Below are 12,806 nucleotides of genomic sequence, written 5' to 3'. Positions count from 1 at the left end.
TGGTTGCCCTTTCTGGTTTGGCATTTTCAGCCGCCACTTTAAATTTTCTTTGTCCCTTGGACAATCCCGATTCGGCGCTGCTATATTGGCGTGACCATTTTCCGGCCCGTCCATGCCATCCTGCCCATGGCACGCCTGCCACGCCTGCTATTGCTCGCTGCATTGATTGCCCCGCTATATGGCTGCGCGGGCGCGCCGTCCGTGCCTCTGTTCGGTGCCTATTTTCCGCTCTGGCTCCTGAGCGCGCTGGTCGGCATCGCGGGCGCGCTGGTAGCCTGGCGGATATTCGTGACAACCGGCTGGGCGGAAACCGTCCGGTGGCAACTGCTGGTCAATACGGCAATCGGACTGATGATTGCCGAAATCGTCTGGTTAATCGGCACGGGGCATTTTCCATGAAAATGGCAGGTATCAACCGGGCACCGCTGCGCGGCAAATTGATTGCCTTTGCAATTGTCCTGCTGGCCGTGCTGCTTTCCGTCTACGCATGGCAGCGCACGGTTCGCTATCCCTCCACCGACGATGCCGCGCTCGATGCCGACTTCGTGCATGTGGCCTCTCCGGTCGGCGGACGCATCGCGCGCATCCTGGTCACCGAGAACCAGCAGGTTGCCAGGGACCAGGTCCTGTTCGAGATCGATCCCGTGCCCTACCGTCTGGCGCTGGCCCAGGCGCAGGCAGACCTGGAACTGGCAAAAGCCATGCTGGGCACGCGCCGCCGTGCCATCGGCACCGAGCGCGGCACGGCATCGGTGGCTTCGGAACAGATTGCACGTGCCGAGCAGAACTACGCGCTGACGGCACGCACCGTGGAGCGCCTGCGTCCGCTGGCCGCCGAGGGCTATGTACCGAAGCAGCAGCTCGATCAGGCCGAAGTGGCCTGGCGCGACGCGGCGGTGACCCTGAAACAGGCCCAGTTGCAGCGCGCTACCACGTCGCAGGCCGTGGGCAGCGAGGACGATGCCCAGGCCACCGTGCAGGCGCGCCAGGCGGCGCTGGCCATTGCCCAGCGCGCGCTGGACGACACCGTGGTCCGTGCCCCGCACGCCGGCCGGGTCAGCAGCCTGCGGTCGTTGGCGGGCGAGGTCGTGATCCCGAACCAGTCGCTGTTCCTGCTGGTCGATACCGGAGAATGGTTTGCGGTAGCCAACTTCCGCGAAACCGAGCTGGCCGGTATCCATGTGGGCGACTGTGCCACCGTGTATTCGATGATCGACCGGCGCCACGCGCTGCGCGGCACGATACAGGGCATCGGCGTGGGCATTACCGATACCGACCGGCTCAACCTGCCGCGCGCCTTGCCCTATGTGCAGCCGTCGGTGAACTGGGTGCGCGTCGCGCACCGCTTTCCGGTGCGGATCAAGCTCGAAGAACCGCCGGAAACGCTGGCCCGCGTAGGCGCCAGCGCAACGGTCGAGGTGCGGCATGGCGCAGCCTGCCGCTGAGCGATCCCGACTGGGCCTGGCCGATATCGGCGCCCTGCTGGCCCCGTTCCCGGGGCGCGCCGCCGCCACCACGCGCATTGCAGCGGCCAGCACGCTGACGGCGCTCGTCGCGGCCATCTACGGCACCCCCGAAGCGGCCATTTCGGCCTATGTGATCTTCTTTATCAATCGCGCCGACCGTACCAGCAGCATCGTGATGAGCGTGGGCATGCTGGTGCTGGTCAGCATCATCGTGGGGCTGGTGATCGTGCTCGCCAGGTTCACGCTCGACAGCGACCTGCTGCGCGTGGCGTGCATGGCCGTCATGTCCGCCGGGCTGCTGTTCCTGACCTCGGCCAGCAAGCTGCGGCCGGTGGGGGCCATCGTAGCCATGATCATCGGCTTCGGACTCGACGAACTGGGCCTGGTGCCCGGCGGCGAGGTGGCTACCCGGGCGCTGCTCTACGCATGGCTGATGGTGGCAATCCCGATCGGCGCCAATGTGGTGGTGAACCTGCTGATCGGCCCGTCGCCGCGCCGGCTGGCCGGGGCTCGCCTGGCGCACTGCGTGCGGGTGGCGGCGCAGGGCCTGCGGTATCCCGAAGCGGGCGGCACGGCTGTTGCCGAAGCACTGCGCGACGGCGTGCAGCCCGTGGCAGGCTGGCTGAAGCTGGCGAAGTTCGAAGGTAGCGCGAATACGGCCGATGTCGCAGCATTGCGGCAGGCGATGGCGTCGACCATGGCGATCCTGATGGCGGCGGACGTCATCGGCCGGCAGGATGGCGCCAGATTGCCGGCCGCGTTTGCCGACCCCATCGCCGATACGCTCGACGAGATGGCGCGGATGCTTGACGCCGGTGGCTATCCAGTGGATATCGCGGTGGATACCGGGGTGACGCAGCCTGACGCGACGGGCTTGTCCCCGCTGCAGCAGTCAGTCCTGGCGGAACTGCGCCATGCCATCGCGCGCTATGCCGAGCCTGAAGCTGCCGCTGTCGCCCCAGCTGAAGCCGCTGCACCGGTCAGCCCTGAGCCCCAGGCAACCGGCAAGAAGCCAGGCGGCTTTCTGGATGCCGATGCCTTCACCAACCGGTCGCACATCCACTACGCCCTGAAAACCACGGGCGCGGCCATGTTCTGCTACCTGCTCTACCAGCAGCTCAACTGGCCGGGCATCCATACCTGCTTTATCACTGTCTATCTGGTGTCGCTGGGCACGGCGGCGGAATCGGTGGAAAAGCTCGTGCTGCGGCTGGCGGGCTGCCTGATCGGCGCGGCGCTGGGTACGGCGGCCATCGTCTATGTCGTGCCGATGCTCGATTCGGTGGGTGGCCTGCTGGCACTGGTGTTCGCGGGCACCTGGCTGTCGGCGTGGGTTGCCATGGGGTCGCCGCGCATCGCGTACGCGGGCTTTCAGATCGCGTTCGCGTTCTATCTCTGCGTGATCCAGGGGCCGTCACCGGGATTCGACCTGACCATTGTCCGCGACCGCGTGATCGGTATCCTGATCGGCAACCTCGTGGTCTATCTGGTGTTCACGCGTATCTGGCCGGTCAGCATCGCCGGCCGAATCGAGAGCGCCCTGAATGCCCTGGTAAGCCAGTGGCAGGAACTGGTGGCGGCCGGTCAATCGGAACAGCGGCGCCAGCACGCGGCCACGGCGCTGGGTCTGCAAGGGGCGATCGCGCAGGATCTGGCGCTGGCCCGCTACGAGCCGGCCAGAGTCGGCCCGGGGCTGGTGTGGATCGACCAGCACCGGCGCCGGCTTGGCGTGCTGGATGCCGTGGCAGGCCCGCTATTCCTGCTGGCGGAGCGGTTTCCGGGCGATCCCGCCGTGGCTGCGCGGCTCCATGCTGTGAGGACTGCGCAGCCGCCGGCATCGCCCGCCCCGTCGGTGCCGCCCGCGACCGACGCCGATACCCGAACCCGCGATGCCCTGCTGGCCATCGTCGACAAACAGCTGGCCGACTCGCCGTCCGGGCCCGCCCATCCACCTGCATCGCATGCACAAACCTGATCCGCTGGCACGCCTGCCGATAGGTCCCGCGCTGGCTGTGTTCGCGCTGGTGGTGTCCGGCTGCGCCACGTCGGCGCTGGACCTGGCCCCGCCGCAGGCCGACCGGCCCTGGCAGCCGCAGACCACCGGCACGGGCGAGATCGTGGCCGGTGCGCCCAGCCGGCCCGCGCCACAGAACCGGCCGTCCGACTACACGCTGCCGGCCAACTCGGCGCTGGCGACCATCGCCCCGCCAGCCCAGCTCGACGCCATGCATCCGTATACGCTGGCCGAGCTGATCGACCTGGCCGAATCGTCGAACCCGCTTACGCGCGTGGCCTGGAACGATGCCCGCAATGCGGCGCTGGCTACCGGCATTGCCCGCAGCACGTATCTGCCGCAGATCTCGGTGGCGGCGATGGGCGGCTGGCAAAACGGCCGCCTATCAAGCAACACGGCGCTGGGCACGGCGGGCGTGGACGCGTCGCATCACGGGGCAATCTCGGTGGTGTCTCTGCAATGGCTGCTGTTCGATTTTGGTGAGCGGGCGGGCCTGGTCGAAGCGGCCGAACAGGCCACGGTGGCCGCGAATATCGCCTTTACGGCCATGCATCAGCGCATCATTCACGATGTCAGCGTGGCGTTCTACCGCTATCAGGCCGCGCGCTCGCGGCGCGCCACGGTGGATCAGGCCATGACGAACGCCGACGCGGTGCTGACAGCGGCCAAGGCGCGCTTTGCGCGCGGCGTCGGGACGGTGGTGGAGGTGGCGCAGGCCACCCAGAACCGCGCCCAGACCAACCTTGCCATGGTGCAGGCGCAGGGCGCGGAGACCGATGCCTACCTGGGGCTGGTGACGGCCATCGGCATCTCGCCGCTGTCGAAGCCCCTGATTGCCGAGATGCCGGTACGCCCGTTGTCGCCGGCATTGCGCAGTTCGGTCGAGCAGATCGTGGAACGCGCGATTGCCCAGCGGCCCGACGTGCTGGGCGCCTATGCGCTGGAACGCGCCAACCAGGCCCGTGTGAAGGCGGCCGAGGCGGCGTTCCTGCCCAAGGTCTTCATGTCGGCGTTTGCATCGTATGCGTCGGGCGGCTCCGCCATCACGGCCATTCCGCCGGTCGGCCAGCAGCCGCCGACGGTCAACCTCAACGGCTATCGGTACGGCAACAGCGTATTCCTGGGGGTAACCTTGCCGATCTACGACGGCGGCATGCGCTCCGCCGTGCTGGCGCAGGCGCGTAACGACGTGGATAGCGCGTCGGCCAAACTGACCCGGGCCAAGGAGGAATCGGTGCGTCAGGTGGTGGTCAGCCAGAGCGCGCTGGAATCGAGCCTGGCTGCCTACGACGCCGCCCGGGCCCTGGCCGATGCCGCGCAGACCACATATGACGCCGCGTTCGCCGCCTATCGCAAGGGCGTGGGGACGGTGACCGAGGCCAACCTGGCGCAGAACCAGCTGCTGCTGGCGCGCAATGCGTCGGCCGATGCCTATAGCGCCGCGCTTGCCGCGGCCGCCACGCTGGCGCTGGCTGCGGGCGACATCGGCAAGACGCAGTAGCCATCGCGCGCCCTGCTGGGCGCTCGCCGTTTCCGCTATCCGCCGAACGCATCCTCCATCTGCCGCGCGCGCTTGACGCTGTCGCCGTGCAGGTACAGCGACGTGGTCGACACCGACGCATGGCGCAGGTTGTCGCGCACCGTGGTCAGCTCCGCGCCGCGGGCCAGCGCATGGGTGGCATGGGTGTGGCGCAGCCAGTGCGGGCTGGCGCGGCGCAGCTTTTCGGCGGTGGCCGGGCGCTCCGCGTCCAGCTGGTCGGCGGCGGTACCAAAGAATCGCTTGATGATCATCCAGAGCCGCGCGCCGGTAATGCCGCCGCTTTCGTCCGGGCCCAGGTTGCCGACGATCAGCGTGGACGGATCCCATTGCGCGCGCGTCACCGGCAGGCCCCGCTCCACCAGGTAGCGATCCAGTGCATTGCGGGCCAACGGCGGCAGCGCCACCCGGCCGGCCTTGGCGCCCTTGCCCACCAGGTGCAGCCAGTGGTCGCCATGGATATCGGTCTCGATATTGCGTAGCGTCGCCCCTACCAGTTCGCTGGCCCGCAGCCCGGTGGCATAGGTGAAGTCAAGGATGAAGCGCAGCCGCTGCGCGGCCGGGGCTTCCCAGCCATACGACCATTCCAGCCCATCCGCGATGCTGCGCGTCAGCATCCATTCGCCTTCCGAAAACGCGTGCGATACATCAAGCGCAGCCGTCTTGGCGCCGCCCCGCACCTTCAGACCCGCAAACGGGTTCGCCAGCACATAGCGCTGCTGGACCAGCCAGCGGAACAGCGCCCCCAGCACCTGCAGCGTGTAAGCGGCCGAGCGCGGCGACAGTGCGTCGGTGAACGGCTTCCAGTCGGGCGCGGTGCGAGGCCGCGCCGGGCCCACCCAGCGCTCGCGCGGCGTGGGCTGGCGCAGGAAATTGCGGTACGCGGTGGCATCCTCGGTGGTCAGCGACGACAGCGGCCTGCCCTTTTCGATGATCGCCCAGAGGATCAGCCGCTCGGCCTCCTTGCGATAGGCGCGCTGCGTGGACGGCGATTCGTGCAGGCCCAGCCAGGCCTGAATGGCGGCGTAGTCGTTGTCGGCATTGAGCGAACAGGTTTCGCGCGGGGCACGGAACTGGCCCAGCGAGCCATCCACCTCATGCGGCAGGCGCCCCATCTGCTCCCACGGCACGATGGCGCCGCGCGGTTCGGTGGCGATCAGCGCGCGAGCGCGGGCCGTCAGCTCCGGCCATGCCGCAAAAAACGCCTCGATCCGACGCGCGCCATTGACGCCCAGGCCGGGAATCGTGGCCCACCACTGGCGGCGGCGAGGAATGCGTACGGTCAGGTCGGCCAGCGTGTGGATGTCTTGCGCCCGCAGCGCGGCCACGGCGGACGGCGCCAGCCACATGCCGATGTCGTCGGCAATGGCCGGTGCGGGCGGCGGCATCTTGCGCAGTGTCTCGATGGCCTGATCGGCCACCCTGCCCTGCTGCGGGCGATCCGCCGCCGCGAATTCGAACAGCACCGCCAGATCCTCGCGACGCCGGTAGCGCGCGTAGGCGGCCAGCTGCCGCCGAATGCCGCCCAGGATGCCGCGCGACGACTGGCCGTGCGCCCGGTCGGCGTCCAGGTACTGCGTGACGGCCACCCGGGTCGACATGCCGGCGTGCCACGCACGCAGCGCGGCAAGCGAGTCGGCATCGGGAAAGTCAAAGGGCTGGGACTGGCGGTTTTTCATGCGTCGAAGTTTAGCATCGCCATACACATATTGCGATAAGAAAAGTTATCACGATGGCATTGTCGTGGCGCCAGAACCTGGTCGCGGAAAATGGATGGCGGGCATGGCCGACGAATCTGTTTAAGTAACCAAAAGAAGCTTTCACTTGATCCGCCGAGCGGGCTTGGGCAGCATTTGCCTACCACCATCAGGGAGGTGCCATGCGACCGCTCGTCGGCCATCCAGGCCTGCTGTTTGTCTTGCTGTTGGTGTTGATGGGCGTTGCCACCGCCATTGGCGCGCTCGTGATGCGCCGCATGCGTCCACTGGCCAGCGACGGCCGGGACGACTTCAACATCATCCAGGGGGCCACCCTGACGCTGCTGGCGCTGCTGATCGGTTTCACGCTGTCGATGGCGGTTGGCCGGTACGACCAGCGCAAGAACCTGGAGGAAGAGGAAGCCAACGCCGTCGGCACCGAATACCTGCGCGCGGAACTGCTCGAGCGGAATTCGGACGCGATCAAGGCGTTGCTCGCGCGCTATCTGGAGCAGCGCATCCGCTACTACCAGACCCGCGATCATCGGCAACTCGACCGCATCGAGGCCGAGACGTCGCAGATCGAAGACGAGATGTGGAAACTGGTGCGCGGCGCGGCCCGCGAGGCGCCGAATCCGATCACGGCGCTGGTGGTGGCGGGCATGAACGATGTGATCAACTCCCAGGGCTACACGGAAGCTGCCTGGCGCAACCACATACCGCTGGCGGCCTGGGGGCTGATGATCATCATCGCCTTCTGCAGCAGTCTGATGCAGGGCTACGGTGCGCGTACCGAAAGCACGAAGATCGTGCTGCTGCTGGTGGTGCCGCTGACCGTATCGTTGTCGCTGGCCCTGATCGCCGATATCGACAGCCCGCGTGGCGGGCTGATCCGGGTGATGCCGCAGAACCTGCTCAGCGTGCAGGAATCGTTGAAACGCTAGCCACGCCGTCTGTGTTTATCAACGCAGAATCGGACAAGGATGGCAAGCTTGCTGCCACCCGCTCTCAATGCACGGTCTCGCCGCGAATCAGCAGGACCGGCTTGTTGGACTTCGAGATCACGCCCTCCGACACACTGCCCATGATGACGCGCCGCATGCCGCGCCGGCCATGGGTGCCCATGATGATCAGGTCGGCTGGCCAATGGTCGGCGCATTTGACGATGGTTCCGGAGATATTCCCAGGGGACACTGGTTTTTCGGCCAGTTCGGTCAGGCAGCGCACGTTGGCGTTCTCGAAGCGCCGCGCGGCGGAAGCCAGGGCCTTTTGACCCACATCGATCATGCCGCCCACGATCTGGCTGGGGTCGATATGGGCGTACTCGAAGAACAGTTCGCTGTCGTCCACCACGAACAGCACCTTGACTTCGGCCGCCAGATGCTTGGCCAACCCCACTGCCTGTGAAATGGCCAACTCCGAAGACGGGCCACCGTCTATCGCCACGAGAATCCGTTCGTACATCGATCCACCTCCGCATTGACGTTGTCGCTGTAGACAGCATAGTTCGCGGCATGGCTTGTTAATTGACCTGCATCAAACGCTCATCAATAGCAGAAACTTTGTTTTCAGTTGTATGAAGGGATGGATACGTCACGATGTTCGGATACGATACGCAAAGGACAAACGCTATCGACCTTCATACGATGACAGTTGCCCCCGCAGCCATGCCAGCCACCACGACGAACGCCTCGGTCTTGCGTTCGCCTCGCCTTTCACCTGGTCCCGCGCCGATTTCCAGGCGTGTCCGGTCCCGGTCCCCCCTCGCTTTCCTTGCCAGTGCAGGTGCGGCCTGGCTGCTGTGCAGTGCCACGGCAGCGTGGGCCCAGCCGCCGCAGGATCTGCTGTGGTTTGCCGATGGGCGCCCGTCGCAGGCGGCGCAGGCCGCCGTCAAGGCTCTGGGTGGCGCCGGCGCCGATGGCCTGGACCCGCGCGACTACGACGCCGATGGCCTGCAGCGCTCGCTTTCGCAACTGGTTGACAACCCGGCGTCCCCTTCAGACGCGGCGCAGCGCTTTGACAGCGCGCTGACGGGCGCGATGAAGCGCTACCTGTCCGATCTGCACCGGGGACGCGTCGATCCGCGCAAGGTCCACGCCAATTTCTCGGTCAGCAATCTGCCGCCGTTCGATCCCGAAAGCTATCTGCGCAACGCCATGGCCGCCAACCGGCTGACCGATGCGATGCGCGAAGCCGCGCCGTCGTTCCCGCTCTACGGCACCCTGCGCGACGCGCTGGCGAAATACCGCAAGCTCGCCGCCGAGCCATACTGGAAGAGCCCCCTGCCCGCCATCGCCGGTGGCAAACTGACGCCGGGGCAGTCCTACAGCGGCCTGCCGCAGCTGGCCCAACGGCTGGCAGCGCTGGGCGACCTGCCGGCGGGCACGCCGGTGCCGCAACGCTATGAAGGCGCGTTGGTGGATGCGGTCAAGGCATTTCAGGCGCGTCATGCCCTGGATGCCGATGGCGTGATCGGCGCGGGTACGCTGGCGCAGCTCAATGTGACGCCCGCCGCGCGCGTCGACCAGATCGTGCTGACGATGGAGCGCCTGCGCTGGACGCCGCTGGCGGAGGGCCCGCGCATGATCGTCGTCAACGTGCCCGAGTTCGTGCTGCGGGCCTACGACTACGACGAAGGCAAGCTCGACATCAAGCTGGAGATGAAGGTCATCGTGGGCAAGGCGCTCGACACGCGCACGCCGCTGTTCAAGGAAGACATGCGTTATATCGAGTTCAGCCCGTACTGGAACGTGCCGTCGTCGATTGCGCGCAAGGAGGTCATCCCCAAATCCCAGCGCGACCCGGGCTATTTCACGCGGCAGGGCTTCGAGTTCGTCTATGGCAACCAGGCCAATGCCACGTTCAGCCAGGCCAATGTCGATGCGGTGCTGAACGGGCAGGCGCGCATTCGCCAGCGGCCCGGCCCGCTCAATGCGCTCGGCGACATCAAGTTCATCTTCCCGAACAACCAGGCCATCTACCTGCACCACACCCCCGCGCCCGAACTGTTCAAGCGCGGCCGGCGCGATTTCAGCCATGGCTGCATCCGCGTGGAAGATCCCGTGGCGCTGGCCCAATTCACGCTTCAGGGCATGCCCGAATGGACCCCGGCGCGTATCCGTGAGGCAATGACGGCGGGCAAGTCGAAGACCGTTGCGCTACAGCAGCCGGTGCCCGTGGTGCTGGCCTATGGGACAGCCATTGCGCGCGCCGACGGACGGGTATACTTCGTGCCTGACATTTACGGACAGGACAAATTGCTGGACCAGGCGCTGCGGCAGCGCACCGGTGCCAGGCCTGCCGTACGGCCTTCCTGAATGCCGCGCCGTTGTAAAAGTTTCCATGTCTGAATCCAGCTCCAACCCGCGTCGCCGTTTTTTTCATCGTGCAGGTGCCATTGCGGTAGGCGCAGGCCTGTCGACGCTGGCGCCCCGCGCTGCCCTGGCGGCGCTGGGCCCCGACGCCCGATCCCTGTCGTTCGAGCACACCCATACCGGCGAACATCTGTCGCTGGTCTACGCCATGGGCGACCAGGTGCTGCCGCAGGCGCAGACGTCGCTCAATCACTTTCTGCGCGATCACTACTCGGGCACGGTCGGGGAAATCGATCCGAAGCTGTTTGGCCTGCTGTTCGCACTGCGCCGTGAGGTGGGCAGCGATGCACCGTTTCAGGTGATCTCTGGCTACCGCTGCCCGATCACGAACGAGCGCCTGCGCAAGACGCGCGGCGGCGGCGTGGCCAGGCACAGCCTGCATATGGACGGCATGGCCATCGATGTCAGGCTGCCCGGCGTAGGGCTGGCCGATCTGCGCGACGCAGCGCAATCGCTCCAGGTGGGCGGGGTCGGCTTCTACAAATCCGAGAACTTCGTCCACGTCGACACGGGCCGCGTGCGGCACTGGGGGTAGGCGCGAACCGGCCCGGCCCGGCCGCCCGCACAGGGCGATGCCCGGCGGATGTGACACGGTGTTGCACGGAAACCGAGTGATTCGTCGACATCAGCGGTTAATGCTTCACATATATGACATGAGACGTCTCTAGACTGCGTCCTCTTTTGACGGCCTGCCCGCCGTCTTTCTTCAGAGGACCCTCTCATGTCTCTTTCCCAGCCCGGGATTCCATCGGCCATTGCGGTCGCCTGCCTTGCCCTCCTGCTCAGTGCCTGCGGCGGCGGCGACGACAACAACAATCAGAACGCCTCCACCGCCACGCCGCTGGCCGTGCCGGCGGCGCCAGCCGACCCCGGGTTCGTCGACAGTGCACCCGTACAGGCGTCGGTGCTGCCGTTTGTCGACAACATCGCCACGAACCAGCGCGGTGACGCACGCTATGTAACGGTCGAGACCAATGCCGGCGTGCGTCTGGCCAAGGGCTTCCTCGATGTCTGGGAACCGTTGACGCGCCTGGTTGACGCTGGCGCACCGGCCGCGGCCAACGGAACCTTCCCGGCCGTCGCCGCGTCGGCGTGGACCGGATTGCCGAACGACGGCACGGCCGGTGGTTCGGTGACCAATGCCGCCGCGCACAATGCGAACATCCAGTACGTCATCAACGCCACCACGCAGCGCACGGCTGCGCAAGCCGAAGCCGCGTACTACGACGACCGTCGTGGCAAGAACTACAGCGTGACGGACGGCATGGGCCCGCTGACGGCGGCATGGCGCGCCGCCGCCCAGCAGACCACCACGATCACCAGCATCCCGGCCGACGCCACCACGGTCAAGTACGACGACGGCGGCAACAACACCGGCGTGGCGGGCGCCACCAATGCGGCGTTCGGTGACGTGATCACGATGGTCAACAAGGTGGGCGACAACGCATCGACCGAGCCGACCAAGCGCTTCTACAAGTACGCCCGCCCGTACCGCTGGAGCTCAAGCGTGGTCCTGGCACCGACGCTGGTGCCGGCCATCAGTACCGATCCCCCCACCGACGGCGGCTTCATCAGCGGCCACACCGCCGAAGCGCTGCGCAACGCCGTGGTGATGGCCTACCTGGTTCCCGAACGGTTCCAGGAAATGCTGAGCCGTGGCATGGAGCTGGGCGAAAACCGTATCCTCGCCGGCATGCATTCGCCGTTCGACGTGATCGGCGGCCGCATGCTCGGCATTGCCTCTGCCGCAGCCAACCTCTATGCACCGGCCAATGCCACGCTGAAGGCCTCGGCCTATACCCAGGCCCATACCACGCTGATGGCCGCCACCGGCACCACGCCGGCCACGTTCCGCACCTTCGCGCAGTCGGGCACCGCCAGCAACGACCGCTTTGCCGATTACGCCGCCAACAAGGCCAACTTCCTGCGCCGCATGACGTTCGGCTTTGCGCAGATCGGCTCGGCGACGGCTGACGCCGTGGTGCCCAAGGGCGCCGAGGTGATGCTGGAAACGCGCTTCCCGTACCTGAGCGCAGACCAGCGTCGCGTGGTGCTGAAGACCACCGAGATTGCCTCGGGCTATCCGGTCATGGACGATGCGGAAGGCTGGGGCCGCCTGAACCTGTTCGCCGCCGGTGACGGCTATGGCGCGTTCAACGGCAACGTCGTGGTGTCGATGGATGCCGCCAAGGGCGGCTTCAGCGCCAACGACATCTGGCGCAACGATATCGCGGGCGCCGGCAAGTTCACGCTGTCCGGCACCGGCAACCTGAAGCTCGGCGGCGCCAATACGTATTCCGGCGGCACGCAGGTGGCAGGCGGCGCGCTCGAGGCCGTCTCGGCCAAGGCCTTCGGCACGGGCGATGTCTACCTGGGCGCGGGCTCCGTCATCATCAATGCGCCGCAAAGCGTGGCGATTGCCGGCAAGTACACGCAGCTGGCCGACACCACGCTCGATCTGCGCGTTGGCCCCAATGGGCAGGGCCGCATGACCGTGGCGGGCCTGACGACCATTGCCGGCGGCACGCTGCGTATCGCTTTCGTCGACGGCTTTGCGCCCAAGGCAGGCGACACGATTGCCGTGATCACCGGCAGCAGCGTCAAGGGCCAGTTCGCCACGGTTGCCGTGGATGGCTACAAGGCCACGCCGGTCTACTCTGCGAACGGCGTACAGATCCGCATCGACGGCTGAACTGGCAAGCAGTGAAGTCCCCTGTC

At 66.7% G+C, this 12,806-nt stretch carries 10 protein-coding genes; 8 read left to right on the top strand and 2 right to left on the bottom strand.

All coding sequences use genetic code 11. The features are described from left to right. Nucleotides 1-126: 126 nt before the first annotated feature. The 4 genes from A9J21_RS24550 to A9J21_RS24535 are packed head-to-tail and all read left to right on the top strand — an operon-like array spanning nucleotide 127 to nucleotide 4,981. The gene (locus A9J21_RS24550) at nucleotides 127-399 is read left to right on the top strand and encodes a hypothetical protein (RefSeq protein ID WP_156546126.1); all 273 of its coding nucleotides are present in this window, start codon (nucleotides 127-129) and stop codon (nucleotides 397-399) included. After that, a complete protein-coding gene (mdtN, locus tag A9J21_RS24545) occupies nucleotides 396-1,445 on the top strand; it encodes a multidrug transporter subunit MdtN (protein ID WP_066740156.1) in 1,050 nt (349 codons plus the stop codon). The genes A9J21_RS24550 and mdtN overlap by 4 nt, the downstream gene beginning before the upstream one ends. After that, nucleotides 1,426-3,441, top strand: a complete 2,016-nt coding sequence (locus A9J21_RS24540; protein ID WP_066740154.1) for an FUSC family protein — start codon at nucleotides 1,426-1,428, stop codon at nucleotides 3,439-3,441. Before mdtN ends, A9J21_RS24540 begins: the two co-directional genes overlap by 20 nt. Then, entirely contained in the window at nucleotides 3,428-4,981 is a 1,554-nt protein-coding gene (locus A9J21_RS24535) for a TolC family protein (protein WP_066740152.1), read from the top strand. Before A9J21_RS24540 ends, A9J21_RS24535 begins: the two co-directional genes overlap by 14 nt. A 35-nt stretch (nucleotides 4,982-5,016) precedes the next feature. Here A9J21_RS24535 and A9J21_RS24530 read toward each other — a convergent pair whose 3' ends face one another. After that, the gene (locus A9J21_RS24530; protein WP_066740150.1) at nucleotides 5,017-6,696 is read right to left on the bottom strand and encodes a site-specific integrase; all 1,680 of its coding nucleotides are present in this window, start codon (nucleotides 6,694-6,696) and stop codon (nucleotides 5,017-5,019) included. 200 nt (nucleotides 6,697-6,896) lie between these two features. Here A9J21_RS24530 and A9J21_RS24525 point away from each other — a divergent pair, with 200 nt between their 5' ends. Then, the gene (locus A9J21_RS24525; protein ID WP_066740148.1) at nucleotides 6,897-7,658 is read left to right on the top strand and encodes a hypothetical protein; all 762 of its coding nucleotides are present in this window, start codon (nucleotides 6,897-6,899) and stop codon (nucleotides 7,656-7,658) included. A gap of 64 nt (nucleotides 7,659-7,722) precedes the next feature. Here A9J21_RS24525 and A9J21_RS24520 read toward each other — a convergent pair whose 3' ends face one another. Beyond that, nucleotides 7,723-8,178, bottom strand: coding sequence for a universal stress protein (locus tag A9J21_RS24520; protein WP_066740144.1), 456 nt, complete (start codon nucleotides 8,176-8,178; stop codon nucleotides 7,723-7,725). Nucleotides 8,179-8,360: 182 nt separating this feature from the next. Between A9J21_RS24520 and A9J21_RS24515 the strand changes: the two genes are divergently transcribed. The 3 genes from A9J21_RS24515 to A9J21_RS24505 all read left to right on the top strand — a co-directional run bounded on the left by A9J21_RS24515 (nucleotide 8,361) and on the right by A9J21_RS24505 (nucleotide 12,780). Further along, complete coding sequence (locus A9J21_RS24515) at nucleotides 8,361-10,031, top strand: murein L,D-transpeptidase (RefSeq protein WP_231907026.1); 1,671 nt, start codon at nucleotides 8,361-8,363, stop codon at nucleotides 10,029-10,031. 25 nt (nucleotides 10,032-10,056) lie between these two features. Further along, nucleotides 10,057-10,623 (top strand): DUF882 domain-containing protein, encoded by a 567-nt coding sequence (locus A9J21_RS24510; protein ID WP_066740141.1) that lies wholly within the window; start codon nucleotides 10,057-10,059, stop codon nucleotides 10,621-10,623. A 186-nt stretch (nucleotides 10,624-10,809) separates the two neighbouring features. Next, nucleotides 10,810-12,780 (top strand): phosphatase PAP2 family protein, encoded by a 1,971-nt coding sequence (locus tag A9J21_RS24505; RefSeq protein ID WP_066740138.1) that lies wholly within the window; start codon nucleotides 10,810-10,812, stop codon nucleotides 12,778-12,780. The last annotated feature ends 26 nt before the right edge of the window (nucleotides 12,781-12,806 follow it).

Source organism: Cupriavidus sp. D384, from assembly GCF_001652915.1.
In the GTDB taxonomy this organism is placed as follows: Bacteria; Pseudomonadota; Gammaproteobacteria; order Burkholderiales; family Burkholderiaceae; genus Cupriavidus.
Note: the sequence above shows the minus strand (reverse complement) of the source record. Positions and strands in the feature narration are given on the sequence as shown.